This is a genomic window from Celeribacter sp. SCSIO 80838, assembly GCF_056498065.1.
Genome location: NZ_JAZKMA010000001.1, coordinates 1,400,456 through 1,425,924 on the forward strand (window position 1 = coordinate 1,400,456; position 25,469 = coordinate 1,425,924).

Annotated in this window: 24 protein-coding genes; 21 read left to right on the forward strand and 3 right to left on the reverse strand. The window is 61.5% G+C overall.

The window, feature by feature from the left end; translation table 11 throughout:
- Window positions 1-46 precede the first annotated feature (46 nt).
- The 4 genes from phnD (at window position 47) to V1475_RS07045 (ending at window position 3,963) form a co-directional block, all read left to right on the forward strand.
- A complete protein-coding gene (gene phnD, locus V1475_RS07030) occupies window positions 47-952 on the forward strand; it encodes a phosphonate ABC transporter substrate-binding protein (protein ID WP_479412162.1) in 906 nt (301 codons plus the stop codon).
- Between the two features lie 62 nt (window positions 953-1,014).
- On the forward strand, window positions 1,015-1,905 hold the full coding sequence (gene phnE, locus V1475_RS07035; protein WP_479412163.1) for a phosphonate ABC transporter, permease protein PhnE: 891 nt from the start codon (window positions 1,015-1,017) through the stop codon (window positions 1,903-1,905).
- The gene (gene phnE / locus V1475_RS07040) at window positions 1,902-3,236 is read left to right on the forward strand and encodes a phosphonate ABC transporter, permease protein PhnE (RefSeq protein ID WP_479412164.1); all 1,335 of its coding nucleotides are present in this window, start codon (window positions 1,902-1,904) and stop codon (window positions 3,234-3,236) included. The genes phnE (V1475_RS07035) and phnE (V1475_RS07040) overlap by 4 nt, the downstream gene beginning before the upstream one ends.
- A gap of 112 nt (window positions 3,237-3,348) precedes the next feature.
- A complete protein-coding gene (locus tag V1475_RS07045; protein ID WP_479412165.1) occupies window positions 3,349-3,963 on the forward strand; it encodes an LbetaH domain-containing protein in 615 nt (204 codons plus the stop codon).
- A gap of 4 nt (window positions 3,964-3,967) precedes the next feature.
- On the opposite strand, the gene V1475_RS07050 is transcribed toward V1475_RS07045, so the two are convergent.
- Both V1475_RS07050 and phnF read right to left on the reverse strand, forming a co-directional pair.
- Window positions 3,968-5,146: an alpha-D-ribose 1-methylphosphonate 5-triphosphate diphosphatase gene (locus V1475_RS07050; protein WP_479412166.1), complete on the reverse strand. Its 1,179-nt coding sequence runs from the start codon at window positions 5,144-5,146 to the stop codon at window positions 3,968-3,970.
- 96 nt (window positions 5,147-5,242) lie between these two features.
- Window positions 5,243-5,953, reverse strand: coding sequence for a phosphonate metabolism transcriptional regulator PhnF (gene phnF / locus V1475_RS07055; RefSeq protein ID WP_479412167.1), 711 nt, complete (start codon window positions 5,951-5,953; stop codon window positions 5,243-5,245).
- Window positions 5,954-6,080: 127 nt separating this feature from the next.
- On the opposite strand from phnF, the gene phnG reads away from it, so the two are divergent.
- The 9 genes from phnG to phnN are packed head-to-tail and all read left to right on the forward strand — an operon-like array spanning window position 6,081 to window position 12,682.
- Entirely contained in the window at window positions 6,081-6,548 is a 468-nt protein-coding gene (gene phnG / locus V1475_RS07060; protein ID WP_479412168.1) for a phosphonate C-P lyase system protein PhnG, read from the forward strand.
- A gap of 14 nt (window positions 6,549-6,562) precedes the next feature.
- The gene (phnH, locus tag V1475_RS07065; RefSeq protein WP_479412169.1) at window positions 6,563-7,132 is read left to right on the forward strand and encodes a phosphonate C-P lyase system protein PhnH; all 570 of its coding nucleotides are present in this window, start codon (window positions 6,563-6,565) and stop codon (window positions 7,130-7,132) included.
- Window positions 7,132-8,232, forward strand: a complete 1,101-nt coding sequence (locus V1475_RS07070) for a carbon-phosphorus lyase complex subunit (RefSeq protein WP_479412170.1) — start codon at window positions 7,132-7,134, stop codon at window positions 8,230-8,232. Before phnH ends, V1475_RS07070 begins: the two co-directional genes overlap by 1 nt.
- The gene (locus V1475_RS07075) at window positions 8,229-8,825 is read left to right on the forward strand and encodes an HAD family hydrolase (protein ID WP_479412171.1); all 597 of its coding nucleotides are present in this window, start codon (window positions 8,229-8,231) and stop codon (window positions 8,823-8,825) included. Before V1475_RS07070 ends, V1475_RS07075 begins: the two co-directional genes overlap by 4 nt.
- Window positions 8,822-9,682, forward strand: a complete 861-nt coding sequence (locus tag V1475_RS07080; protein ID WP_479412172.1) for an alpha-D-ribose 1-methylphosphonate 5-phosphate C-P-lyase PhnJ — start codon at window positions 8,822-8,824, stop codon at window positions 9,680-9,682. The genes V1475_RS07075 and V1475_RS07080 overlap by 4 nt, the downstream gene beginning before the upstream one ends.
- Window positions 9,679-10,449, forward strand: coding sequence for a phosphonate C-P lyase system protein PhnK (gene phnK / locus V1475_RS07085; RefSeq protein WP_479412173.1), 771 nt, complete (start codon window positions 9,679-9,681; stop codon window positions 10,447-10,449). Before V1475_RS07080 ends, phnK begins: the two co-directional genes overlap by 4 nt.
- 3 nt (window positions 10,450-10,452) lie before the next feature.
- The gene (locus V1475_RS07090) at window positions 10,453-11,418 is read left to right on the forward strand and encodes a CorA family divalent cation transporter (RefSeq protein WP_479412174.1); all 966 of its coding nucleotides are present in this window, start codon (window positions 10,453-10,455) and stop codon (window positions 11,416-11,418) included.
- Window positions 11,419-11,452: 34 nt separating this feature from the next.
- Window positions 11,453-12,136, forward strand: a complete 684-nt coding sequence (phnL, locus tag V1475_RS07095) for a phosphonate C-P lyase system protein PhnL (RefSeq protein WP_479412175.1) — start codon at window positions 11,453-11,455, stop codon at window positions 12,134-12,136.
- A gap of 3 nt (window positions 12,137-12,139) precedes the next feature.
- Complete coding sequence (gene phnN / locus V1475_RS07100) at window positions 12,140-12,682, forward strand: phosphonate metabolism protein/1,5-bisphosphokinase (PRPP-forming) PhnN (protein ID WP_479412176.1); 543 nt, start codon at window positions 12,140-12,142, stop codon at window positions 12,680-12,682.
- Here the strand turns inward: phnN and V1475_RS07105 are convergent.
- Window positions 12,664-13,347: a DUF1045 domain-containing protein gene (locus tag V1475_RS07105; RefSeq protein WP_479412177.1), complete on the reverse strand. Its 684-nt coding sequence runs from the start codon at window positions 13,345-13,347 to the stop codon at window positions 12,664-12,666. The two genes, phnN and V1475_RS07105, sit on opposite strands and share 19 nt — an antisense overlap.
- Before the next feature lie 79 nt (window positions 13,348-13,426).
- Between V1475_RS07105 and V1475_RS07110 the strand changes: the two genes are divergently transcribed.
- The 8 genes from V1475_RS07110 to V1475_RS07145 all read left to right on the forward strand — a co-directional run bounded on the left by V1475_RS07110 (window position 13,427) and on the right by V1475_RS07145 (window position 25,438).
- Window positions 13,427-14,569, forward strand: coding sequence for an alpha-D-ribose 1-methylphosphonate 5-triphosphate diphosphatase (locus V1475_RS07110; protein WP_479412178.1), 1,143 nt, complete (start codon window positions 13,427-13,429; stop codon window positions 14,567-14,569).
- Between the two features lie 318 nt (window positions 14,570-14,887).
- The gene (gene nirB / locus V1475_RS07115; protein WP_479412179.1) at window positions 14,888-17,341 is read left to right on the forward strand and encodes a nitrite reductase large subunit NirB; all 2,454 of its coding nucleotides are present in this window, start codon (window positions 14,888-14,890) and stop codon (window positions 17,339-17,341) included.
- Entirely contained in the window at window positions 17,338-17,658 is a 321-nt protein-coding gene (gene nirD / locus V1475_RS07120; protein ID WP_479412180.1) for a nitrite reductase small subunit NirD, read from the forward strand. The genes nirB and nirD overlap by 4 nt, the downstream gene beginning before the upstream one ends.
- Window positions 17,659-17,708: 50 nt before the next feature.
- Window positions 17,709-18,554 carry a formate/nitrite transporter family protein gene (locus V1475_RS07125; protein WP_434289038.1) on the forward strand — a complete coding sequence of 282 codons (846 nt, stop codon included), beginning with the start codon at window positions 17,709-17,711 and terminating at the stop codon, window positions 18,552-18,554.
- Window positions 18,555-18,618: 64 nt separating this feature from the next.
- Complete coding sequence (locus tag V1475_RS07130) at window positions 18,619-20,343, forward strand: bifunctional protein-serine/threonine kinase/phosphatase (protein WP_479412181.1); 1,725 nt, start codon at window positions 18,619-18,621, stop codon at window positions 20,341-20,343.
- A gap of 240 nt (window positions 20,344-20,583) precedes the next feature.
- The gene (locus V1475_RS07135; RefSeq protein ID WP_479412182.1) at window positions 20,584-21,594 is read left to right on the forward strand and encodes an HlyD family secretion protein; all 1,011 of its coding nucleotides are present in this window, start codon (window positions 20,584-20,586) and stop codon (window positions 21,592-21,594) included.
- A 6-nt stretch (window positions 21,595-21,600) separates the two neighbouring features.
- Window positions 21,601-24,318 carry a ribosome-associated ATPase/putative transporter RbbA gene (gene rbbA, locus V1475_RS07140; RefSeq protein WP_479412183.1) on the forward strand — a complete coding sequence of 906 codons (2,718 nt, stop codon included), beginning with the start codon at window positions 21,601-21,603 and terminating at the stop codon, window positions 24,316-24,318.
- A gap of 1 nt (window position 24,319) precedes the next feature.
- Window positions 24,320-25,438: an ABC transporter permease gene (locus tag V1475_RS07145; protein WP_479412184.1), complete on the forward strand. Its 1,119-nt coding sequence runs from the start codon at window positions 24,320-24,322 to the stop codon at window positions 25,436-25,438.
- Window positions 25,439-25,469: the final 31 nt, after the last annotated feature.

Sequence of the window (25,469 nt, forward strand, 5' to 3'; positions counted from 1 at the left end):
ACCCGCAGCAACCGAACTCATGCGGGTCTATCAACTGGAGAAAACGATGAAAAAACTGCTTGCTGCCGTTCTGACCACCACCGCACTCGTCGGTGCCGCTCAGGCTCAGGAGATCAAGGAATTCAACATCGGTCTGCTGGGCGGCGAAAACGCTCAGGACCGTCTGAATTCCAACGAATGCCTGCGTGCCTATGCCGAAGAGGCTCTGGGCGTTCCGGTGAAACTCTTTGCGCCCGCCGACTATAACGGTGTGATGCAGGGCCTTCTGGGCGGCACCATCGACATGGCCTGGCTCGGTGCCTCCTCCTACGCCGGGGTCTACATCCAGGACCCGGAGGCCGTTGAGCCGGTTCTGGTGAAGATCAACCTCGATGGCTCCTACGGCTATCATTCCATCGGCTTTGCCCGCAAGGACAGCGGTATCACCTCGCTCGACGACATGGCCGGCAAATCCTTCGGCTTCGGCGATCCGAACTCCACCTCCGGCTACCTGATCCCCTCCGTCGAAATCCCGCAGTACAAAGACGGCATCACCATGGAGAGCGGTCAGTATTTCGGTGAAGTGAAATTCACCGGCGGTCACGAACAGACCATCGTTGCGGTGAACAACGGCGACATCGACGCCGGTGTGACCTGGGCCGACGGTCAGGGGGCCTGGGAAGACGGTTACAACTCCGGTGCGCTGCGCAAGGCTGTGGATGCCGGTCTCGTCGACATGAACGATCTCGTGGAGATCTGGCGTTCCAAGCCGATCCCGGAAGGTCCGGTCGTGCTGCGCAAGGCGCTGCCTGCCGATGTCAAGGCGACGATGACCGCGCTGGTCGACGGTCTGAACGAAGTGGACCCGGATTGCGCCTATGGTGTGGCCGCAGGGGACAGCCTCGGTTTCGATCCGATCACCCATGAGGCCTACACCTCCATCGTCGCTGCCCGTCTCGCCGCCTCGAACTAAGCCGCTCTGACATTGGACCCTGCGCTTTTGGCGCGGGGTCTTTTCCCGAAGGACTTCCGAACATGGCCGATCTCACCGCCAACACGCTGGACGCGACCCGCGCCCATTATATGGCGCTTACCCGTCAGCGCCGCCTTTATGGTGGCATCATGCTTCTGGTTTTCGTCCTTCTGCTGGCAAGCGGGTTCGGCATCGCCAACGACCGCAATGCGGGTGGCTTCCTGCCCGGCCTGCCGCATATCTTCGATTTTCCCGCCGATGTGGTTGCCGAAGCATGGGCGAAGCGCGCGAACTTGCCGGGGCATCTGCGCGATGCGATCCCGGCTCTCATCGAGACGATCAATATCGCCGCCGTGGCGACGCTCACCGGCGCTTGCGGGGCGATTGTGTTGTCGCTGCTCTCGACCCATGGGCTGGCACCCTGGCCGCGTCTCATTCCGCTGTTTCGCCGGGTGATGGACCTGATGCGGGCGATCCCGGAGATCGTGATTGCGCTGGTGCTGATCTTCGTGCTGGGCGGCGGGCCGGTGCCTGCGGCCATTGCTATCGCATTTCACACCGTCGGCGCGCTGGGCAAGCTGTTTTCCGAAGTGAACGAAAATGCCGATCAGAAACCGCTCGAAGGGCTCGCTTCCGTCGGCGCGACATGGCCGCAGCGCATGATGCTGGGCCTCGTGCCGCAGGTCGCGCCGAACTGGTTTTCCTATGCTTTGCTGCGTTTCGAGATCAACATCCGTGCTTCCGCCATCCTCGGTTTCGTCGGGGCGGGTGGCATCGGCTATGAGCTCAAGAACGCGATCTCCTGGGGACAGGGCAAGTTCGACGAGGCCGCCGCCGTGTTCATTCTGCTGTTCCTGACCATCGTGGTGTTCGACCAGATGTCCTCCGTGGTGCGCAATCGCCTGACGCATGGTGCGATGAAGCCGGGTCCGCTGAAAGGAGCTGCGCAATGAGCTTCGCTGCCAACACGCCCACCAACACGTCCATGGACATGCGCGCCCGCGCCAAGGCGCTGATCGCCCGCAAGCGCAGGCTCGCCTTCGTCCTGCCACTCATCGCGCTGGCCTATTTTGTTTATATCTTCTTCGCTTTCGATCTGGCGGGGCTGGCCGGACGGATGCGGTGGGACAATGCGGTGACGCTGGTGTCCGACACCTATAGCTACAAGACCCATGTCGAGCGCAACAACCGAACTGGCGAGATTGAGGTCGCGGTCGAGGGCGAGCGCAAGGGCACTTACGACGCGACGAACTACCCGGCTTGGGTCAAGCTCGGCGAAGACGCCGCAGCGATCACGCTCGACGATGGCGGCACCATCGAGATCGCGGGCGATGTCGTGCGCTATGATGTGCCGGGGTTCGGTGTCATCGAAGCGACGCAAAGCCGGGCCGAAGGCGTGACGATCAATCTCGATCCTGCCGCGCTGCCCGACTGGATCTCCTATTCCAACACGCGCCTCATGGTGACCACCGATGCCGCGCGCCTGTCGCTGACCAAAGCCCGCACCGAGGTTTTCGTCTACGAATTCGGCTGGGAGCTGTTCTGGTTCACGCTGGAAAGCCCGTATTACGGTCACAGTATCTCGGATATTCTCTTCGGCGACCGCATCGACCCGACGCGCTCCAATCTCAAGGGCGCCTGGCAGGATTTCTGGAACAACGCGATCTGGCGGCATGGCGATACCGCTTGGGCGCTGTTCGAGACCGTGCTCATGGCCTTCCTCGGCACCTTCGGCGCGGCCATCATCGCCCTGCCTCTGGCCTTTCTCGCCGCGCGCAATTTCGCGCCGCTCGTGGCAATCCGCATGGCCGCGCGGCGCCTCTTCGATTTCCTGCGCGGCGTCGATGGGCTGATCTGGACCATCCTTTTATCCCGTGCCTTCGGGCCCGGTCCTCTGACCGGCGCGCTCGCCATCCTCTTCACCGACACCGGCTCCTTCGGTAAACTTTTCTCCGAAGCCCTCGAAAACGTCGATGAGAAACAGATCGAAGGCGTCGCCTCCACCGGCGCGAAACCTCTGCAACGCTACCGCTTTGGCGTCATCCCGCAGATCGTCCCGGTGCTTCTCTCGCAGGTGCTGTATTTCCTCGAGTCGAATACCCGCTCCGCCACCATCATCGGCGCGATCACGGGCGGCGGGATCGGGCTTTTGCTGACACAGGCGATGATCACCCAGAAGGACTGGGAAGAGGTCAGCTATTATATCGTTCTCGTGGTGCTTCTGGTCATGGCGATGGACAGCTTTTCAAGCTGGCTGCGGCGCAAGCTGATCAAGGGGGATTGAGTATTTTCGGCACAAAGGAGACAGAGACTGCGGAAACAGGATTTGTATCCTGGTTTCCTTTGTGGTCGAAATACTCCCGCCGGAGGCGATCCGACATTTCAACAGGTGACACATGCCGAAACTGAGCGCGACCGAAGTCTTTCTGCACGAAGAGGCAGAGGTCCTGAATGCCACCTTCGGGGCCTATTGCGAGGTGGGCAAGGGCGCGCGGGTTTTGAATTCGAGCCTCGGAGATTACTCCTATTGCGAGCAATTTTCCGACATTGCCAACACCACGATTGGCAAGTTTTCAAACATCGCCGCCTTCACCCGCATCGGTCCGACGGATCACCCCTATCGCAACGCCTCGCTGCATCACTTTCTCTATCGCTCGTCCTATTATTGGGACGACACGGAGGACGATGCCGCGTTTTTCGAAGCACGCGCGGCGCGGCGGACGGTGATCGGTCATGACACATGGATCGGGCACGGGGCGATCATCAAACCGGAGGTGACCATCGGTGACGGGGCCATTGTGGCCTCGGGGGCCGTTGTGACCAAGGATGTGCCGCCTTACACGATCGTTGCGGGTGTGCCCTCCGCGCCCATGCGGCCGCGTTATCCAGAGGGCATCGCCGAGCGGATGCAGGCGCTTGCGTGGTGGGATTGGGATCATGCCCGCCTGCGCGCGGCGCTTGGCGATTTCCGCGCGCTTGAGGCCGAAGCTTTCCTTGAGAAATACGAATAATAATCTATTCGGCGGCGAGACGCATCTCGCTGCCCGCAGCGGCAAGCCGTTGCCCGGCCCGCCCGCTCAGGTAAGCGATGCGCCCGCCGGAGACGGTGACTTCGATCTCCCGGGTTTCTGCGTTAATCACCACGAAATCCGCGCGTTTTCCGGCGCTCAAGCTGCCGCGATCGTTGAGCTTCATGATTTGTGCAGGCGTGCTTGAGATCATCGCCCAGGCCTGCGCCAGATCCTTCACACCCCTGTCTACAAGAGTCCATGCGGCGGCGGCCAGTGTCGGGTAGTGATAATCGGACACCAGCGCGTCGCAGAGTCCGCGTTCGATCAGTTTCTGCGCCGAAATATTGCCCGCCTGCGATCCGCCACGCGCCACGTTCGGCGCCCCCATCAGGACCGGATCGCCCATCGCCTTGGCCGCCGCGGCGGCCTTTTCCGAGATCGGAAATTCGGCGATATGCGCGCCGAGAACGCGAAATTCCTCGCGGGTTTCGGCGTCCGGGTCATCATGGCTGCCATACATCACGCCCAGCGTGTCGAAGGCCTCGGCCAGTTGCCAGAGATGGCGCGGGACTTCGGATTTGCGATCTTTCGCCTCGCGCAGCACCTTGATGAACTGTTCGGGGGTGCGCCCGCCACGTTTCGCCCAAGCGGCGAATTCCAACGGCTCTTTCTTGGCGATTTCAATCGCTTCGGGCAGGTGGTTGTTGAACACCACGTAATCCACACCAAAGCGCCGGATCGCCGCCAAAAGCCGCTCGCGACTGTCGATCATATGGGTTTCGCAACGGATTTGCAGGCGGATGTCGATGGGCGCATGGGTCTCGAACGCCTGCATTTCGGCCAGCAATTCCTCAGCATAATCGGGGCCGCGCAACCCGCCTTCCCAAGACCAGCATTGCGCGAACCACGCCGTCGTCACCCCATGGGCCGCAGCATCGCGGGCGGCGGAGGCAAGGCCTGAGCGGATCGGAAAAGGCGCGCGGGGACGCGGTGCGATATGGCGCTCGAAGGCGTCGCCATGCAGGTCGATGATGCCCGGAAGGATCAGATATCCGCTCAGGTCCACTTCGGCAAAGTTGTCGTCTGCAATCAGCCCATCGGCGATGGAGAGCGGCGCGGGCCGAAACGCCCCGTCGATCAGGACGGAGGCACCGGAAAAGCTCAGGGGCGGAAGCACGGACATCGAAATTACCTGCGATAGAGCGGCATTGATACGGGGGCGTTTTTGCCATTTCAGGTTGAAATACCTGCGTTTTGTATCGCGTAGATGACGTTTCGGTCAGTCTGGCGTGACAGTGAGGGTAACGCGATCTCCTGCGAACCAAGTCAGACCGCGCTCGATCGGCGTGCCCTCGGGCGTGATGTTGAGGCTTATGGTCCGCAACAGGGGATCGCCCTCGCGCAGACCGAGGTGCAACGCCTGAGTCGCGGTGGCGCGTTCGGCGCTGACACGGGTCTCGGAGCGTAGATAATCTTCGATCCCGACGGATTTGAGCGCGGCGGTGACCGAGCTGATCTCCTCGAAAGCAGCCGCAAGGCCGGGCAGGCGGGCGGCGGGGAATATCGAGATGAAATGCGCCACGGGGGCATCGCCGGACAGGGAAAGCCCCTCGTAAATCAGGACGTCGTCTCCGGGAGCAAGCGCGAGGACGGCGGCCTCTTTCTCATCGCAGGACCGGGTTTCCACCCGCAGCACTTTTTTCTGCGGCAAGCGGCCCGTCGCGCGGATGTTTTGATGGAATCTCACCCGTTTTCCAATGGGATAGTCCACCGGCGCGCTTTGAACGAAAACGCCCGCGCCGCGTCGCGAGCGGGTGATGCCGCGCTCCGTCAGGTCGGACAAAGCGTGGCGCACGGTGTGGCGATTGACCCCGAAGCGCACGGACAGCTCCGCCTCCGTCGGAAGCTTGTCGCCGGGGCGGTAATGCCCCTTGGCGATTTCTTCCGAGAGGGCTTCCGCGATGGATTTCCAGACCGGCGTGCGTGGCATGAGCGTCCCGTCACCAAAGTTTTACGAATTTATCCTTGCCGAACCGGAGAGGATCGGCAATTATTTGTCTAGTTGTATAGGAGTTTAGACAACTCCGCAAGCTGTCTAGATCAGAAAGGTGGCGGTGATGGCAAAACCTGAAACTGCACTCTCCCCGGACCAGAAGGCGCGCAAGGCGTGGATGGGGCTTTTGGCCAAATCCGACGCAGCACTTTTGGCCGAACGCATGGCCGAGATGGCCGATCTGCCCACGTTTGAGTGGCTGCGTCGGCCCGAAGTGGGTGGCGTCATGGTCCGCGGGCGCATGGGCGGCACCGGCGCGCCGTTCAATCTGGGCGAAATGACTGTCACGCGCTGCTCTCTGCGTTTGGCGACGGGTGAGGTCGGACATGGCTATGTGCAAGGCCGCGATAAGCGACAGGCGGAACAAGCCGCGCTTGTCGATGCGCTGATGCAAGGGGCGCGGGCCGAGGTGATGCGAGAGACGGTTTTGATGCCTTTGCAGGCAGCGCAGGAGGCGACCCGCACGGCGCGCGCCGCGAAAGCAGCCGCAACGAAAGTGGATTTCTTCACCATGGTGAGAGGGGAAGACTGATGCCGGAAAGACAGATGAGTGAACACAGCCTGATCGGCGCTTTCGAGACCCCGCCGCAAGACGCCGCGCGTGCCTTTCGCGCCGCTTTGGAGGCGCTCGCGCGTCCCGGCACGATCCAGGAGATCAAAGGCGGCCAAGCGCCTGCGCCGATCTCCGAGGCGGCGGCGAGCCTTATGTTGACGCTCTGCGATCCGGAAACGCCGCTCTGCCTGATGGGCGCGCATGACACGCCGGAGATCCGCGATTGGATCGCCTTTCAGATCGGTGCGCCCATCGTAGGCCCCGCGAAGGCGATGTTTGCTTTGGGCACTTGGGAGGCGTTGCAGCCGGTGACCGCTTTTCCGATCGGCACGGCAGAATACCCCGACCGGTCGACGACGCTGATCGTTGAGATGGAGGCGCTCGGCCAGGACGGCGCGTGGCTGACGGGGCCGGGGATCGAAACTTCGGCGGGCCTGTCTTTGCCCGCGCTGGAGCCGTTTCAGATGAACGCGATGCTCTTTCCGCTTGGTCTTGATTTCTACTTCACCGCAGGGACGCAGATCGCGGGTCTGCCACGGTCTACAAAAGTGGAGGCGCTCTGATGTATGTTGCTGTCAAAGGCGGAGAGCGCGCCATCGACAATGCTCACGCGTGGCTGGCCGAGGAGCGCCGAGGGGACACCTCCGTCGCTGAGCTGACTGTCCCGCAAATCCGCGAACAACTCGCGCTGGCCGTCAATCGGGTGATGACCGAAGGGTCTTTGTACGATCCCGATCTCGCCGCTCTGGCGATCAAACAATCGCGTGGCGATCTGATCGAAGCGATTTTCCTGATGCGGGCCTACCGGACGACCCTGCCGCGCATCGGTCATTCGCACCCGGTCGAGACCGATCAGATGGCCTGTGACCGCCGGGTGTCGGCGACGTTCAAGGACGTGCCGGGCGGGCAAGTTTTAGGGCCGACCTTCGACTACACGCACCGTTTGCTCGACTTCAAGCTGATGGCGGAGGGCGAGGTGCCGGAGGCGGCTGTCTCTGATCCGCGGATCGAGTCGACCCCGCATGTGACGTCTTTCCTGAACAAAGAGGGGCTGATCCAGACCGAGGCCGAGGGCCAAGATACCCCGCCCGATCTCACCCGTGAACCTCTGGAACTGCCCGCCAACCGGGCGCTGCGGTTGCAAGCGCTTACGCGCGGCGACGAGGGCTTTATCCTGTCGATGGCCTATTCCACCCAGCGAGGCTACGGCAACAGCCACGCGTTTGTGGGCGAACTGCGCATCGGCAAGGTGGCGGTGGAGATGGACATCCCGGAGCTGGGCTTTGCCATCGAGATCGGCGAGGTTGAGCTGACCGAATGCGAGACGGTGAACAAATTCGCGGGTTCGAAAGTCGAACCGCCGCAGTTCACGCGCGGCTACGGGCTGACCTTCGGCCAGACCGAGCGCAAGGCGATCTCCATGGCTTTGGTCGATCGGTCGCTGCGCAGCAAGGAGCTTGGCGTCGAGGTGTCGAACTCGCCCGCGCATGACGAAGAGTTCGTGCTGTATCATTGTGACAACATTCAGGCGACCGGATTTCTCGAACATATCAAATTGCCACACTATGTGGATTTCCAGTCCGAGATGGAGCTGGTCCGTAAAATGCGCGCGGAGATTGCATCCGCCCAAGTTGAAAATAGCGCGCAGGAGGCCGCAGAATGACCCATGTCGTTTTCGATATCGGCAATGTGCTGATCCATTGGGACCCGGTTGCGGCTTTTGCGGATCTGCTTGGGACGGAGGCGGAGGCCAAGGCTTTTTTGGAGCGCACAGGGTTTGCAACTCTGAACCCGCGCGCCGACGCGGGGGCGCGGTTCTCGGAACTGGCCGAAGAGATTTCGGACGCGGCAGATCGTGCGGTGTTTCTGAGCTATCCCGACCTGTTTCACTTGACCATTCAGGAGAAGGTCGCTGGGACTTGGGATATTTTGGCGCGCCTCAAATCCCGCGATGTGCCGCTTCATGCGATTACCAACTGGGCCGATGAGACATGGCCCGCAGCACTCGCGACCCATCCGGAGTTGGCGGCGCAGTTCGAAGTCATCGTGGTCTCCGGCACGGAAAAGCTTTTGAAACCGCAGCGCGAGATTTTCGATCTGCTCTGTGCGCGGGCGGGTGTCGCGCCCGAAGAGTGCCTGTTCATCGACGACAGTCCGAAAAACGTCGCGGGCGCTGAGGCGGTTGGCATGGCGGCGGTGCTGTTCACGGATGCCGCCGCATTGGAAACGGAATTGACCGAGCGAGGCCTGCTATGAGCGACTACAATTTTGCCTATCTCGACGAGCAAACCAAACGGATGATCCGCCGCGCGATCCTGAAAGGCATTGCCGTGCCGGGCTATCAGGTGCCGTTCGCTTCCCGCGAAATGCCGATGCCTTATGGCTGGGGCACCGGTGGCGTGCAGGTCTCTGCCGCCTGTCTGATGCCCGAAGATGTGCTCAAGGTGATCGACCAGGGCGCGGATGACACGACCAACGCCGTCTCGATCTGCAAGTTTTTCGAGAAAACGGCAGAGATTGCCGTGACCGAAAAGACCCGCGAGGCGACCGTCATTCAGACCCGCCACCGCATCCCCGAAGAGCCGCTGACAGAGGGACAAATCCTTGTCTATCAGGTGCCGATCCCGGAACCTTTGCGCTTTTTGGAGCCGCGCGAGACAGAGACGCGGAAGATGCACGCGCTCGAAGAATACGGGCTGATGCATGTGAAGCTTTACGAGGACATCGCCAAGCACGGCCACATCGCGACCTCCTATGCCTATCCGGTCAAGGTCGAGGGACGCTATGTGATGGACCCATCGCCCATTCCGAAATTCGACAATCCGAAAATGGAAATGGCGGCAATTCAGCTTTTCGGCGCGGGTCGCGAGCAACGGATTTACGCCGTGCCGCCCTATACCAAGGTCGTGAGCCTCGATTTCGAAGATCACCCGTTCGAGGCCTCGAAAGCCAACCATCCCTGCGATCTTTGCGGGGCGGAGCATACATATCTCGATGAGGTGATCATCGACGATGACGGCGGGCGGATGTTCGTCTGTTCCGACACCGATTATTGCGCCGAGCGGCAGGCCAAGGGCCATCGCGGGCGTCTCTCTCCGGAGGCCGCAGAATGACTCCTCTTCTTTCCGTCAAAGACATCCGCAAAACCTATGGCGGGCGGGTCGGTTGCACCGATGTGAGCTTCGATCTCTACCCCGGCGAGGTGATGGGCATCGTGGGTGAATCCGGTTCCGGCAAATCGACGCTTTTGAATTGCATGGCGGGGCATTTGCCGCCCGATAGCGGGCAGGTTCTGTTCGACACGCGGGATCGGGGCATGGTCGATACGCTCACCATGTCCGAACCGGAACGCCGGATGTTGTCGCGCACGGATTGGGCCTTTGTCCACCAACACGCCCGCGACGGGCTGCGCATGGGGGTCTCGGCGGGCGGCAACGTGGGCGAGCGTCTCATGGCGGTCGGCGCGCGGCATTACGGCAACATCCGCACGCAGGCGATTGATTGGCTGGGCCGGGTTGAGATCAACGAGGACCGGGTGGATGACAAACCCTCGGACTTCTCGGGCGGTATGCAGCAACGCCTGCAAATCGCGCGGAACCTTGTGACCGGGCCAAGGCTTGTCTTCATGGACGAGCCGACCGGGGGGCTGGACGTCTCGGTGCAGGCGCGCCTCCTCGACCTCCTCCGGGGGCTTGTGCGGGAAATGGGATTGTCGGCGATCATCGTCACCCATGACCTTGCCGTCGTTCGGCTTTTGGCGGATCGTCTGATGGTGATGAAATCCGGCCATGTCGTGGAACATGGCCTGACCGATCAGGTGCTCGATGACCCGCAACATGCCTATACTCAGCTTCTCGTGTCCTCTGTTTTGCAGGTGTGACACATGATTTTCGCCTATCGACCCACTGAGACAGGTCTCGAACGCGTGGCCCCGGAGGGCGATCCGACCGGGCACCTGTCCGAGGCGCTGTGGATCGATCTGCTCAGCCCGCAACCGGCGCAGGTTGCTGCTGTGGAGGCGCTTGGGATTTCCGTGCCGACGCTTGCGGATATGCAGGAGATCGAGGTGTCGAACCGGCTGTACCGCGATGGCGACACTGAGGTGTTGACCATCGTCCTGCCGGGACTCGACCGCAACAAAGAACCGTCTTTCGGCCCGGTCGCCTTTCTGATCACGCCGGAGCGGCTCTTTACCGTGCGCTATCATACGCCGCGCCCGTTCGAGACCTTTGCCGCACATGCGGCCCAGTCGAGCGCGGGCTATGCCGGGCGCAGGCGGGTATTTCTGAGCCTGATCGAAGAGATCATCGCCCGCATCGCCGACCTTATGGAAGGCGTCGGCGTGGCGCTCGATCAGCAATCGCATATCGCCTTTCGCGATCCCGAACCGCGCGGCGACGAATTGGCGGATGCGCTTCGGGCGCTGGGCAAACAAAGCGAGCAGGTGGCGAAATACCGGCATGCGCTTTTGACCGTCGAGCGGGCTTTGTCGAGCTTTGGGTTGGGGCTTGTTGAGGACAAGGATAAGGGGCTGACCACGATCCTCAAGGCGCAGGTCAAGGATTGTCAGGCGCTCACCGTGCATGGCGACTTCCTCTCGGGGCGGATCGCGCAGCTCACCGATGTGATGCTTGGCCTCATCAATCTGGAGCAAAACGACACCAGCCGTATCCTGTCGGTTGTGGCGGTTCTGTTCCTGCCGCCGACGCTTGTGGCTTCGGTCTATGGCATGAACTTTCCCTTCATTCCCGGCCTCGACAGCCCTCATGGCTATCTCATCGCCTCGGCGCTGATGTTCGGTTCGGCGCTGGGGACTTATCTTCTCTCGAAATGGAAAAACTGGCTGTAATCCCATGACACAAACGCTGCCCAAAACGCGTCCGATGATCCGTATTGAAGACGTCTCGAAATCCTTCACCCTGCACAATCAGGGCAGCGCCGTGATCCCCGTTATGCAGGGGGCGACGTTCGATGTCATGCCCGGCGAATGCGTGGCGTTGACGGGCAATTCGGGGGCGGGAAAATCGACGCTGATGCGGATGATTTACGGCAATTACCTCTCGGCCTCGGGGCATATCTGGGTCGGCGAGACGGATGTCGCCACCGCCGAGCCGCGCGAGATCATTGCCCTGCGCCGGGCAACTTTGGGCTATGTCTCGCAATTCCTGCGCGTCGTGCCGCGCGTTCCGACGATTGAGGTGGTGGCAGAGCCGCTTTTGACCGTTGGCGTCGATAAAGAGGCGGCTTTTGCCAAGGCGCGCGATCTTCTGTCCCGGCTCAATATCCCCGAAACGCTCTGGGGCCTGTCGCCCACGACATTCTCGGGCGGCGAGCAGCAGCGGGTGAACATCGCGCGCGGTTTTGCCCATGACTATCCGGCGATGCTTTTGGATGAACCGACTGCTTCTCTCGATGCGACCAATCGCGAAACCGTGCTGTCGCTGATCGAAGAGGCCAAAGCGCGCGGGGCGGCGATCATCGGGATTTTCCACGATGCTCCGGCGCGCGAGAGGGTCGCTGATCGGGAGATCAACGTTTCCGCCTTTACCCCTGCGAAAGCGGCCTGAGCCGTGGTCGGGCGTCTTTATGCCGTGGTCGGGCCGTCCGGCGTGGGCAAGGACACGCTGATCGAAGCGGCGCTTGAGCGGCGTGGCGATCTGGCCGTGGCGAAACGGGTCATCACCCGGCCGACCGAGGCGGGCGGGGAGGATTTCGAGGGCGTCACGGTTGAGGAATTCGACCGCCGTCTGGAGGCCGGAGACTTCGCGCTCCATTGGGAGGCGCATGGGCTGAAATACGGTGTGCCGATCTCGATTGATGCGGCGTTGAGCGAAGGGCGCGATGTGCTGTTTAACGGCTCGCGCGCGATCCTGCCGGAGGCCTATGCGCTTTATCCCAATATGGGCGTGCTTTTGATCACCGCCTCTCCGGAGGTTTTGGCCAGTCGTCTCGCGGCGCGCGGGCGCGAAAGTCGGGCGGAGATCGAGAAACGTCTGGCGCGCGCGGGGTACGACATCGCGCCGGGCCTGCCGGTGCGGCGTATCAACAATGACGGAGCGCTGGACGCGGCGGTGGACGCGTTCCTCAAAGCCCTTCAGCCCGAAAGCGTGTAACGGTGCAAAAGATGAAACCGGCCATCCTCCGCCTCTCCGAAAAGGCACAGATCCTCAATGCAGAAGGGGTGGGGCAGAAGCGGCGCGAGCACCGGCTCCAACGCGGCTTTGACGGTTTCGGCCTCCTCGATGGAAAGCTTGCCGGTCAGCGTGAGGTGGAATTTGAACTCCTCCATCACATAGGGATAGCCCCATTGCGTCAAAAGCGCGTTCTGCCGCTCCGAAAGCCCTGCGGACCGACGGCGCGCCAGTTCGGTTTCCGAGGGCTGCGCGCGATGCGGATCGAGCTTGGCGACGATTTCTCCGGCAAGGGCTTCGAGGGGCGTCAGATCGCCTACGGGTGTCAGCGCGAGAAACCCGCCGATACGGCTGAGCGCAAGCCCCTCCATCTCGATGGGTGTGTGGGCGGCGGCAAACCCGGCAAGATCGGCCATCAATTCGGCGCGCGTGCCGGTCAGGCGAAACGGCGGCTTGAGCGTGCCATGAAACCCGTATTTGCGCGGGGCCTCTGTGATCTCCGCGATGGGCGCGGGCAGGCCTTCGAGTGCGGGATGCGGCAACTCGATGCCCTCGAACGCATCCCAGCCCAACCAATGGGCGCAAAATTCGGCGAACGGCCCCGGAGCGGGGGCGTAATAGACCGCGTATCTTTTGAATTCATCCATGGCGTTGCTCCTACCCGGTCCCTGTCACATCCATGTGACATGGATCGGGCAGGGAGACGCTTCTGACAAGGACGATGTGATGACCGATTTTACTTTGACGAATGCCAGGATCGTTTTGGAGACGGAGGTGATCCAGGGCACCCTGCGTGTCGAGAATGGCAAGATTGCCGATGTGAGCGCGGGCGGCACGTCTGTCGCGGGCGCGATTGATGCGGGCGGCGATATGGTGATCCCCGGCCTCATCGAGCTTCATACCGACAATCTTGAACGTCATATCGAACCGCGTCCCAAGGTCGACTGGCCGCATCAGGCGGCGATCCTCGCTCATGACGCCGAGCTGGCTTCGGTCGGTATCACGACCGTGTTCGATGCGATGCGCGTGGGGTCGATCCATACGCGCGGCGATGCGGGCTATGGCAAATATGCGCGCAACCTGTCGCGCGAGGTGATGCATCTGCGCGATCTGGGCGCTTTGAAGATCAGCCATTTCCTGCATCTCAGGGCAGAGATTTGTTCCGAGACCTTGGAGGCCGAGATGGCCGAGTTCGGTCCGGAGGATCGCGTTGGTCTTGTGTCCTTGATGGATCACACGCCGGGGCAGCGACAGTTCCGCGACATCGAGAAACTGCGCGACTATGTGCAAAAGAAACGTGGCATGTCGAATGCGGAGTTCGACGACCATGTGAACCATCTCTATGAGCTGCGCGACACTTACGCGGTGCGCCACGAGGCGGCGGCGGTGGCCGAAGCAAAACGCTACGGCGCGGTTCTGGCCAGTCATGACGACACCACGGCGGAACACGTCGAGGTCTCGCGCCAGCATGGCGTGCGTGTGGCCGAATTCCCGACGACAATCGAGGCGGCGCAGGCCTGTAAACTGCATGGCATCGCCGCGATGATGGGCGCGCCGAACCTCATTCGTGGCGGTTCGCATTCCGGCAACGTCGCGGCGCATGAGTTGGCCGAACGTGGGCTGTTGGACATCGTGTCGTCGGACTATGTGCCCTCGGCGCTGATGTCCTCGGCGATGCTTCTGGCCGATCTCTGGGACGACATCCCCCGCGCCATCGCCACCGTCACCGCGAACCCCGCCGAGGCGGTGGGGCTCTCGGATCGCGGGCGGATCGCGCCTGGGCTTCATGCCGATCTGGTGCGCATCGCGCGGATCGAAGGCATGCCGGTGATTCGAGGCGTCTGGTCGCACGGGCGTCAGGTCGGCTGAGCGATTTGAGAAACGCGATCGAGAGGCAGGGTGTTTGCGCTCTGCCTCATTTGTTATTTTCTCGCGGATGTTTGCATAAAACTTAAGCAAACCATGCTGCGGCTGCAAAGGATTTCGGGGCGGGGCAGGCAATACCATCTTGTTTCGCAGTTGCGATCCCCTAGAAGATCATCCCAACGAGCCAAGCGCTCGCATATCGCAAGGACGCGATATGACCGACATAGCCACCCCCGCGTGGCCCGCAGCAACGGCGCTGCATTCTCACCAAAGACCCAAGGGTTCGCCAAGACGAACCGCGTTCTGAGAGGAAGTGCCGTTATGACTGCTCAAAAGCAAAAACTCGTTATCGTTGGCAATGGGATGGCGCCGGGCCGGATGCTCGAGCATCTGTTCGAAGCGACCGACCACTATGAGGTCACCATCTTCAACGCCGAGCCGCGTGTGAACTACGACCGCATCATGCTCTCGCCGGTTCTGTCGGGCGAAAAGACCTATGCCGACATCATCATCCATGGCGAAGGCTGGTATGCCGAACATGGCATCACGCTGCATCAGGGCGACAAGATCACCGAGATCCGCCGCCATGAGCGCAAGGTGATCTCCGAGAGCGGTGTCGTGGCTGAGTATGACAAGCTGGTCATCGCCACCGGGTCGAATCCGTTCATCATCCCCGTGCCGGGATCGGATCTGCCGGGCGTTCTGGCTTACCGCGATCTCGACGACACGGACGGCATGATCCAAGCCGCCGAGAAGGGCGGGCGTGCGGTTGTCATCGGCGGCGGTCTTCTGGGGCTTGAGGCGGCGGCGGGGCTCAAGCTGCGCGGCATGGATGTGACCGTCATTCACCTGATGCCGACGCTGATGGAGCGCCAACTCGACACGGCGGCGGGCTATCTGCTGCAAAAAGAGCTGGAGAACCGCGGCATCGAAGTGCTCTGCGAAGCCAACACCAAACAGATCCTCGGCACGGACAAGGTCGAGGGCGTCGAGCTTGCCGACGGGCGCGTGATCGACGCCTCCCTCGTGGTCATGGCCGTCGGCATCCGTCCGAACACGCAGCTTGCCAAAGAGGCGGGGCTTGAGGTCAATCGCGGCATCGTCACCGATGCGACGATGAAAACCTCCGATCCGAATATCTATTCCGTCGGCGAATGTGTCGAAGTGGGCGGTATGGTCTATGGCCTCGTCGCGCCGCTTTACCGCATGGCGAAAGTGGCCGCCGAGCATCTTGCCGGGGCATCGGAGGCCGCTTTCGCGCATGCCGAGACGCCGACGAAACTGAAGGTGACGGGCTGCGATCTCTATTCCGTGGGTGATTTTGCCGAAGGTGAGGGGCGCGAGGACATTGTGCTGCGCGATGCGATGCGCGGCACTTACAAGCGCGTGATCCTCAAGGACAACAAGGTGATCGGCGCGGTGCTCTACGGCGATGTCGCGGACGGCGCGTGGTACAACCAGATGCTGATCTCCGGCGAGGACGTGTCGGAGATGCGCGAGACGCTGATCTTCGGGCAGGCCTATCAGGGCGGCGGTAAGGCCGATCCTCTGGCCGCTGTGGCGAACCTGCCGGACGACGCGGAGATTTGCGGCTGCAACGGCATCACCAAAGGCATGATCGTCGCGGCGATCAAGGACAAGGGGCTGACGACGCTTGCCGAAGTGCGCGCCCACACCAAGGCCTCGGCCTCTTGCGGCACCTGCACCGGCCTCGTCGAGGGTGTCATGGGCGTGACCCTTGGCGACGATTTCAAAATCCCCGAAGCGCAGGGCATTTGCGGCTGCACCACCCATGGCCACGGCTATATTCGCCGGATGATCAAGGCGAAGGGCCTCAAATCCATCCCCGCCGTGATGCAGGAGTTGGAATGGTCGACGCCCGAGGGCTGTGCCAAATGCCGCCCGGCGCTGAACTATTATCTCGTGGCGGACTGGCCGGGCGAATATGTCGATGACCAGCAGTCTCGTTTCATCAACGAACGTGTGCACGCCAACATCCAGAAAGACGGCACTTATTCCGTCGTGCCGCGGATGTTCGGGGGCATCACCACCCCCGATGAGCTGCGCGCCATCGCCGATGTGGCCGACAAATACGACATCCCGACCGTCAAGGTCACCGGCGGCCAGCGGATCGACTTGCTCGGTGTGAAGAAAGAAGACCTGATCCCGGTCTGGGCCGATCTCAACGCGGCGGGCATGGTTTCAGGCGCGGCCTATGCGAAGGGACTGCGCACGGTGAAAACCTGTGTCGGCACGGATTGGTGCCGCTTCGGCACGCAGGACTCGACGGGTCTTGGCATCAAGCTCGAAAAAGCACTCTGGGGCTCGTGGTCTCCGGCGAAACTCAAACTCGCCGTCACCGGGTGTCCGCGCAACTGTGCGGAGGCGACGTGCAAGGACATCGGCGTCATCTGTGTCGACAGTGGCTATGAAATCATCTTTGGCGGTGCGGCTGGCCTGCACATCCAAGGCACTTCGCCTCTGGGCAAGGTTGCGACCGAAGACGAGGTGATGGAGACAGTTTGCGCGCTGACGCAATACTACCGCGAAACCGGGTTCTACCTTGAACGGATTTACAAATGGGCGGACCGGATCGGTTACGACCACATCCGCGAGGTGGTCTACGACAACCTTGAGGCGCGCAAAGAATATGCAGACCGCTTCGCCTTCTCGCAGATATTCGCGCAGATCGATCCCTGGGCCGAACGCGTCGCGGGCGCCGAAGCTCATGAATTCAAACCCATGGCCACCCTCAGTCTGGAGGCAGCAGAATGAACATGCAGACGAAAACCTGGATTGAAGTCGGAGCTCTGAACGATATTCCGCGTCAAGGCGCGCGCTGTGTGAAAAACGGCGAGATGACCATTGCCATTTTCCGCACGACGGACGACCGCCTTTTCGCCCTCGAAGATAAATGCCCGCACAAGAACGGGCCGCTGAGCGACGGCATCGTGCACGACGGATGTGTCACATGCCCGCTTCACAACTGGGTCATTTCCCTTGAAACCGGCTCCGCACAGGGTGCCGACGAGGGAGTGACCGCGACCTTTCCAGTCAGACTGGACGGCGAGACCGTGTTTCTCGGTCTCTGACAGACTTGCGACAGACCTAAGACGACAACTCCAACAGGGACAGTAAAACAATGGCTTACGTTCAACCTGCCGAGTTCGCCGCCAAAATGGTGGATGCCGGCGAATCGAAAATCTTCATGGCGACCAAGGATACGCTGATCCGTGCCTATATGGCCGGTGCGATCCTTGCGCTTGCGGCGGCTTTCGCCGTGACCATCACCGTCAACACCGGCCAGCCGCTTGTGGGCGCGCTGCTCTTCCCGGTGGGTTTCTGCATTCTCTACCTTCTGGGCTTCGATCTGCTGACCGGCGTGTTCACCCTTGCCCCGCTGGCCGTGATCGCGAAACGTCCGGGCTGTACATGGAAGGGCGTGCTGCGCAACTGGGGCCTTGTGTTCGTTGGCAACTTCGCCGGTGCGATGACCACGGCCGTCTTCATGGCGATCATCTTCACCATGGGGTTCAGTCAGGAGCCCAACGAGATCGGTGCAAAAATCGGCAAGATCGGTGAAGCCCGCACGCTGGGCTATGCCGCCGCCGGTGGCGCGGGTCTGCTGACCGTGTTTGTCCGTGCAGTGATGTGCAACTGGATGGTCTCCACCGGTGTGGTCGCCGCGATGATGTCCAACTCCGTGTCCGGCAAGATCATGGCGATGTGGATGCCGATCCTGATCTTCTTCTACCTCGGTTTCGAGCATTCCATCGTGAACATGTATCTCTTCCCCTCGGGGATCATCCTCGGCGGTCAGTTCACCTGGGCGGATTACTTCATCTACAACGAGATCCCGGTGGTTCTGGGCAACCTCGTCGGCGGTCTGACCTTTGTGGGCGGCATGATCTACGCTACGCATTTCAAGGAATCTCCGAAACGCAACGCGGTGCGCAACGACGACGTTTCCGGTATCGCGGCGGAATAAGGTTCACACCCCGGAAAAGGCTCCGCATTGCGCGGGGCCTTTTCTCTGTTTCGGAAGGGACGCCATGCAGAAAGATGTCAAAGCCCCGGCCCGGTTGCATGTCTCTTTGGGCCAGTTTTCTTCGGCAGGGCGCAAATCTGAGAATCAGGATTTTCACGGTGCGATCCTTCCCGAAGGCCGTGCTTTGACGCTCAAGGGCATCGCGCTGGCCATCGCCGATGGCATTTCCTCTTCGAAGGTCAGCGCGGAGGCCGCAGAAACCGCCGTCAAAAGCCTTTTGTCCGATTACTATGCCACGCCAGAAAGCTGGACGGTGAAAACCGCCGCGTCGCGGGTGATTTCCGCGACCAACGCCTGGCTGCACGGCCGCAATGCGGGGCTTGGCGATATGGACACCGGGCGGGTCTGCACCCTCTCCGCCATGATCCTCAAGGGGCGCGAGGCGCATCTCTTTCACATCGGCGACAGTCGCATCCAGCGCCTTGTCGGCAAGAGCCTTGAGCCGCTGACCGTCGATCATCGCGTCAGGCTTTCACAGGACGAAAGCTATCTTGGCCGCGCTCTGGGCGTTGAGCCGAATATCGAGATCGACTACCGCAAATTGCCTCTAACCCTTGGCGATCTTTTCATACTCTCCACGGATGGCGTTCATGAGGTGATCGACGGGAAGGATGTCCTTGCTGCGCTGGACGCTACGGAGACTCTGGAGGCCGCCGCGCAGAGGCTTGCCGAGGTCGCGTTTGAAAAGGGCAGCAACGACAATCTCACCGTGCAGCTTGTCCGGATCGACAGCCTTCCCGAAGGCGGTTTCGATGTCGAGGCAGTGCATCTGCCGATCCCAAGGCTGCCGCGCGACGGGGATGAGATCGACGGGTTCCGCATTCTGCGCCCGATCCATACGACGGCGCGCTCGCATGTCTTTCTCGCCCTCGATCCCGAGGGCAATCGTGTTGCGCTCAAGATCCCGGCCACCGAAACCGGCGGGGATCAGACCTATCTGCGGCGGTTCATGTTGGAGGACTGGATCGCCCGGCGGATCGCCTCGCCGCATGTTCTGCGCGCCGCCGCGCTGCCGGAGACGCGCAGCGCACTTTACGTGGCGAGTGAGTATGTCGAAGGGCAAACCCTGCGGCAATGGATGGTGGATCATCCGAGGCCCGATCTGGTGACCGTTCGTCAGATTGCCGAACAAATCGCCACGGGGCTTCGGGCCATTCACCGTCGCGAGATGGTGCATCAGGACATCCGCCCGGAAAATATCATGATCGACGCCGAGGGCACCGTCAAAATTATCGATCTCGGTTCCGTCTCCGTGGCCGGTGTCGAAGAGGCCGGGCCGGGTACGCTGGGCGAGATGCCCGGCACCTATCAATACACCGCACCCGAGTATTTCACCGGAGACGTGCTGAGTTGGCGGTCCGATCAGTTCGCGCTGGCGGCGATCGTGTACGAGATGCTCACCGGGCGGCTGCCCTATGGCACGCAGGTGGCGCGCATCCAGTCGCGGCGCGATCAGGCCCGGTTGCGTTATACTTCGGCGCGCGACGACGACAGCGCTGTGCCCGGTTGGGTCGATCTGGCGCTTAAACGTGCGACCCATCCCGACCCCGTGTTGCGCTATCACGCGCTGTCCGAATTCATCGCCGATCTGAAACGGCCCGGAGCGGAATGGCAAGCCCAGACGCACAGGCCGTTGATGGCACGCAATCCGCTGCGGTTTTGGCAGGGGTTGAGTGTCGCTCTCGGGGGAATTTGTGTCATCCTCGCCCTGCGACTGATCGGCGGGTGATCGGAACCTGATCGCCCCCTGCCGGACCAGGCCTGTGCCAGGATGGTGCGCATGGATCTTGTCAGGGGATTTTTGACACAGACGCATAGGGCGGTCTTGTCCCGTGCGTAAACATCTTCAGCCGACGCACAGTCACAAGTTGACGATTTTGTCATTTATGATTTCTGTGCGAAGAAAGACATGATAGTCAAAGCCATACCTGAGACCCATTGCGAGTCCGTCCCGAGAAAGGCCGATCCGATGCTTCGTTGCCATCCCGTTTTCACATTCCTTCTGATCGCTGCGCTCGGAGCGGGAATTTCCCCCGCTTTGGCGCAAAGCCGTTTTGACACGCTGCTCGAAAAATTCGGCAAGTCGAACGGCGAGGAGGGTATCTACAGCTCCAATGGCCGGATCGAGGCGCAGAGTGTCGATGTGGCGACGAAATACGCGGGCCGCATCGACAGCGTGACGGCGGAAGAGGGCGATCTTCTGGCCGCGGGCGATGTGATCGCGCAGATGGGCACGGCGGACGCCACGGCGCAGTTGAACGCGGCGAAAGCGGCAGTGTTGCGTGCCAAGGCCGGACTGACCGTGGCGCAGGCCACGCTGATGCAGGCCGAAAGCGCACTTTCCGTGGCGCAGACAACCTATGATCGCGTCGTGAAGCTACATGACAGCGGCACCACGGCGCAAAGTACACTCGACGATGCGACCAATGCGCTCAACAGCGCCAAGGCGACGGTCGAGATGGCCAAGGCCCAGATCGAGGACGCCAAGGCTTCGATTGCCGCCGCTGAGGCCGATCAGGAGCAGGTGCAGCTTGCGCTCGACGATCTGACCATCAAGGCGCCGCTCCGGGGGCGGGTGCTCTATCGTCTGCATGAGCCGGGCGAGGTGATTGATGCGGGCTATCCGGTCGTCACCATGCTCGATCTGAGCAATGTCTATATGAACATTTATCTGCCCGCGACGGTGATCGGCACGCTGGCGGTGGGCGATGAAGCCCGTCTCATCCTCGATCCGATTGCCGACTATGTGGTGCCCGCGACTATCACCTTCATCTCGCCGCAATCGCAATTCACGCCGAAGAATGTCGAAACGCAGGAACAGCGCGAAGAGCTTGTGTTCCGGGTGAAATTGTCTGTGCCGCGTGCGCTTTTGGCGAAATATGAAAACCTGATCAAAAGCGGGGTGCGGGGCATCGGTTTCGTGCGTAGCCGCCCCGATGTGGACTGGCCGGAGCATCTGACCGTCAACGTGCCGGAGTAACGCGCGATGGAACATGTGGCACGTCTCAACGCCGTGTCGCATCGTTACAAGGCGGTCTCTGCGCTCGACGATGTGACGCTCGACATCCCCGCCGGGAAGGTGGTTGGCCTGATCGGGCCGGATGGGGTCGGCAAATCCACGCTTCTGGGGCTGATCGCCGGGGTGCGCAAGGCGCAGAGGGGAGAGATCACTGTCCTCAATCGGGATATGCGCGACGCCCGTGCCCGCAGCGCTCTGGGCGCACGGATCGCCTATATGCCACAAGGGCTGGGGCGAAACCTTTATCCGACGCTGAGCGTGCGTGAGAACCTCGACTTCTTCGGACGTTTGTTCGGTCAAAAGCATGCAGAGCGGCGCGAGCGCATCGCCATGCTGACCGAGGCCACCGGGCTTGCGCCGTTTCTCGACCGCCCGGCGGGCAAATTGTCGGGCGGGATGAAGCAGAAACTCGGACTCTGCGCGGCGCTGATCCACGATCCGGATCTTTTGATCCTCGACGAGCCGACGACCGGGGTGGACCCGCTGTCGCGGCGGCAGTTCTGGGAGTTGATCGACCGCATCCGGGCCAAGCTCACCGGCATGAGCGTGCTGGTCGCCACCGCCTATATGGAAGAGGCGGAACGATTCGAATGGCTGGCCGCGATGAACGACGGCAAGGTGATCGCCACCGGAACGCCGGAGGAAATCCGGGCACAGGCGGGCAAGGCGACGCTTGAGGACGCCTTCATTGAGATGCTGCCGAAAGAAGAGGGCGAGGAGGTCGGAGTGACCCTGCGCCCCCGGCCCGCAAAAGACGGCGCGGTGCCCGCAATCGAGGCGTTCGATCTGGTCAAGCGTTTCGGGGATTTCACCGCCGTCGATCACGTCGGTTTCACCATTCCCGAGGGCGAGATTTTCGGATTTCTCGGCTCCAACGGCTGCGGCAAATCGACGACGATGAAGATGCTCACAGGGTTGTTGCAGCCGACAGAAGGGCGGTCGAAACTCTTCGGTGAAGAGCTTGAAAACGGCGACATGGCTGCACGCCAGAACATCGGTTACATGTCGCAGGCCTTTTCGCTCTATGCCGAACTCACCGTGCGGCAGAACCTTGATCTGCATGCGAAACTCTACCACATCCCGCCCGAACGCCGGGTGGCACGGGTGCGTGAGGTCTTGGACGAATTCGAACTGACCGAGGTGGCTGGGAGCATGCCCGACGGATTGCCCCTTGGGATTCGGCAGCGCTTGCAGTTGGCGGTCGCGATCATCCACGAGCCGCGCATTCTCATTCTCGACGAGCCGACCTCTGGCGTGGACCCGCTGGCGCGCGATGCGTTCTGGCGCAAGCTGATTTCTCTGTCGCGCGACAAGGGGGTGACGATTTTCATCTCCACCCATTTCATGAACGAGGCGGAGCGCTGCGACCGGATTTCGCTTATGCATGCGGGGCGTGTTCTCGATGTCGGCACGCCGCAGGAACTGACGGAGCGGCGAGGGGCGGCGACCCTTGAGGAGGCTTTCATTGCCGCTCTTGAGGGCGAGGCGCAGACCGAAGACGCCCCCTCCGTGGAGGCGGATCTGACAGCGGATGTCACAGTCGAAGCTCCGAACGCGCTACATCGGGCCGCCAGTCGGCTCTGGGCCTATACTTCGCGGGAGACGCTGGAACTGATGCGCGATCCGATCCGTATGTTCTTTGCTCTGGCCGGTCCGATCATCCTGTTGATCACCATGGGGTTCGGCATTTCCTTTGACGTGGACAAGCTGAGCTTTGCGGTCAACGACATGGATCACACGCCGGAAAGTCGGCGGTTGATCGAGGCGTTTTCCGCCATTCCGCAATTCGACCAACAGGAGGATTACAGCTCGCTCGACGCGCTGGACCGGCGGATGGAGCGGGGGGATATGACGCTGGCGATGGAAATCCCCGACGGGTTTGGCAAGGCGCTGCATCAGGGCCAGACGGCGCCGGAAATCTCGCTCTGGATCGACGGGTCGATGCCGTTCCGCGGCGAAACCGCCGAGGGCTATGCGCTTGGGCTGCTGACGCAATTCGCCTCCGATCTCGCCACCGAAACGGGCACGGACAGTTCCGACAGTCTCTCGATCTCGACCCGCTATCTTTACAATCAGGCGTTCAAAAGCGCGCATGCCATGGTGCCCTCGATGCTCATGCTGATCCTGATGCTGATCCCCGCGATCATGTCGGCGATCTCGGTCGTGCGCGAAAAGGAAACCGGCACAATCGCCAATTTCCGTGCGACGCCGGTGCGCAAGGTCGAATTCCTCGTCGGCAAGCAAATCCCCTATGTCGTCATTGCCTGGTTCAATTTCTGGGTGTTGGCGGGACTGGGCCTGTGGGTTTTCGGTGTGCCTTTGTATGGCAGCCTGCCGGTGCTTGGTCTTGCCGCGCTGTTCTATGTCATCGCGACCTCTGGGTTTGGCCAGTTGATGTCGAGTTTCACCCGTACGCAGGTCTCGGCGGTCTTTGCCACGGCGGTGCTGTCGATCATCCCGACGGTCAACTTCTCCGGACTGGTCACGCCGGTCTCGACGCTTGCGCCGATGGGACGCATGCTCGGCCTGTCCTTCCCCGGGGCGTGGTTTCAGCCGATTTCCATCGGTACGTTTCTCAAGGGGTTCGGGTTTGGCGATGTGGCATTCAATATTCTGGTGATTGCCGGATTCTGCCTGATCTACCTGACCCTTGCCGTGCTTGCCCTGCGCAAGCAAGAGGCGTGACATGTTGAAAAGCCTCTCAAATGTCCTCCGCCTCACGGTTAAGGAGTTGCGTGCGATCCGTGGCGATCTGGTGATGGTCGCGCTGATCCTCTATGTGTTCAGTGCCGCCGTCTGGCTCGTGTCCGATGCAGGCTCGACCGAGGTCAAGGATCTCTCGGTCGCTGTCGTGGACGAGGATCACAGCCCGCTGTCGGCGCGGATCATCGACGAAATCCGCGCGCCGCTGTTCGAAGCCCCCGTGCTTCTGAGCCCGGCGGAAGCCGCGGAGGCGCAGACCGATGGCGACTATGTGCTGGTCGTCTCCCTGCCGCCCAATCTCGAACGCGATCTGCGGCGGGGCGACGAGGCCGAGATCCAGATTCTCGCCGATGCCACGGCGGTCGCCTTTGCCGGCAATGGCTCGTCCTTCATGACGCAGCTTCTGGCGGAAACCGTGTCGGATTATCTCTCTCCCGGGGTGGAGAGCGACGATCTGGTGACTGTGGTGTTCCGCAGCCGGTTCAATCCCAACATGACGACGCGCTGGTTCACCTCCGTGATGCAGTTGATGAACAACGTCACCATGCTGATGCTGATCCTGTCCGGGGCGTCGCTGATCCGCGAACGCGAACGCGGCACGATCGAGCATGTTCTGGTGATGCCGGTGCGCCCGCATGAGATCGTGTTGTCGAAGATTTTCGCTACCGGTGGCGTGATCCTGTTGGCCTCTGTGCTCAGCCTTGTGGTCGTTGTGCAGGGTGCCATGGGCGTGCCGATTGCGGGCTCCCTGACGCTTTATGTGGCGGGGGCGGCGATCTATGTGGTTTCGGTTGCTTCGGTCGGGCTGATGCTGGCGAGTTTCACCCATAACATGGGGCAGTTCGGGCTTTTGACCATTCCGGTCATCGTTATCATGATCCTGCTCTCCGGCGGCATCACGCCCCTCGAATCCATGCCCGGCTGGCTCCAGATCGTCATGCGCACGATCAGCCCGGCGACGCATTTCGTCTCCTTCGCGCAATCCGTGCTCTATCGTGGCGCGGGGTTCGATTTGGTGATCGGCCAACTCGCAGCCATGGTCGCTATGTCGATGATCGCACTGACGTTGGTGCTTGCGCGGTTCCGCAAGATCCTGAGCTGAGACCTCTGTCGCCGGGACGTGGTGAATCTCG

Excerpts from the sequence above, each read along its gene's own strand:
- V1475_RS07110 (WP_479412178.1), top strand. The coding sequence starts at position 13,427 with ATGACCGATTTTACTTTGACGAATGCCAGGATCGTTTTGGAGACGGAG.
- phnD (WP_479412162.1), top strand. The coding sequence starts at position 47 with ATGAAAAAACTGCTTGCTGCCGTTCTGACCACCACCGCACTCGTCGGT.
- phnE (WP_479412163.1), top strand. The coding sequence starts at position 1,015 with ATGGCCGATCTCACCGCCAACACGCTGGACGCGACCCGCGCCCATTAT.
- V1475_RS07075 (WP_479412171.1), top strand. The coding sequence starts at position 8,229 with ATGACCCATGTCGTTTTCGATATCGGCAATGTGCTGATCCATTGGGAC.
- V1475_RS07105 (WP_479412177.1), bottom strand. The coding sequence starts at position 13,347 with ATGGATGAATTCAAAAGATACGCGGTCTATTACGCCCCCGCTCCGGGG.
- nirB (WP_479412179.1), top strand. The coding sequence starts at position 14,888 with ATGACTGCTCAAAAGCAAAAACTCGTTATCGTTGGCAATGGGATGGCG.
- phnF (WP_479412167.1), bottom strand. The coding sequence starts at position 5,953 with ATGCCACGCACGCCGGTCTGGAAATCCATCGCGGAAGCCCTCTCGGAA.
- V1475_RS07045 (WP_479412165.1), top strand. The coding sequence starts at position 3,349 with ATGCCGAAACTGAGCGCGACCGAAGTCTTTCTGCACGAAGAGGCAGAG.
- V1475_RS07130 (WP_479412181.1), top strand. The coding sequence starts at position 18,619 with ATGCAGAAAGATGTCAAAGCCCCGGCCCGGTTGCATGTCTCTTTGGGC.
- phnG (WP_479412168.1), top strand. The coding sequence starts at position 6,081 with ATGGCAAAACCTGAAACTGCACTCTCCCCGGACCAGAAGGCGCGCAAG.
- V1475_RS07050 (WP_479412166.1), bottom strand. The coding sequence starts at position 5,146 with ATGTCCGTGCTTCCGCCCCTGAGCTTTTCCGGTGCCTCCGTCCTGATC.
- rbbA (WP_479412183.1), top strand. The coding sequence starts at position 21,601 with ATGGAACATGTGGCACGTCTCAACGCCGTGTCGCATCGTTACAAGGCG.
- phnE (WP_479412164.1), top strand. The coding sequence starts at position 1,902 with ATGAGCTTCGCTGCCAACACGCCCACCAACACGTCCATGGACATGCGC.
- V1475_RS07090 (WP_479412174.1), top strand. The coding sequence starts at position 10,453 with ATGATTTTCGCCTATCGACCCACTGAGACAGGTCTCGAACGCGTGGCC.
- phnL (WP_479412175.1), top strand. The coding sequence starts at position 11,453 with ATGATCCGTATTGAAGACGTCTCGAAATCCTTCACCCTGCACAATCAG.
- V1475_RS07135 (WP_479412182.1), top strand. The coding sequence starts at position 20,584 with ATGCTTCGTTGCCATCCCGTTTTCACATTCCTTCTGATCGCTGCGCTC.
- phnK (WP_479412173.1), top strand. The coding sequence starts at position 9,679 with ATGACTCCTCTTCTTTCCGTCAAAGACATCCGCAAAACCTATGGCGGG.
- V1475_RS07125 (WP_434289038.1), top strand. The coding sequence starts at position 17,709 with ATGGCTTACGTTCAACCTGCCGAGTTCGCCGCCAAAATGGTGGATGCC.
- V1475_RS07080 (WP_479412172.1), top strand. The coding sequence starts at position 8,822 with ATGAGCGACTACAATTTTGCCTATCTCGACGAGCAAACCAAACGGATG.
- nirD (WP_479412180.1), top strand. The coding sequence starts at position 17,338 with ATGAACATGCAGACGAAAACCTGGATTGAAGTCGGAGCTCTGAACGAT.
- phnH (WP_479412169.1), top strand. The coding sequence starts at position 6,563 with ATGAGTGAACACAGCCTGATCGGCGCTTTCGAGACCCCGCCGCAAGAC.
- V1475_RS07070 (WP_479412170.1), top strand. The coding sequence starts at position 7,132 with ATGTATGTTGCTGTCAAAGGCGGAGAGCGCGCCATCGACAATGCTCAC.
- V1475_RS07145 (WP_479412184.1), top strand. The coding sequence starts at position 24,320 with ATGTTGAAAAGCCTCTCAAATGTCCTCCGCCTCACGGTTAAGGAGTTG.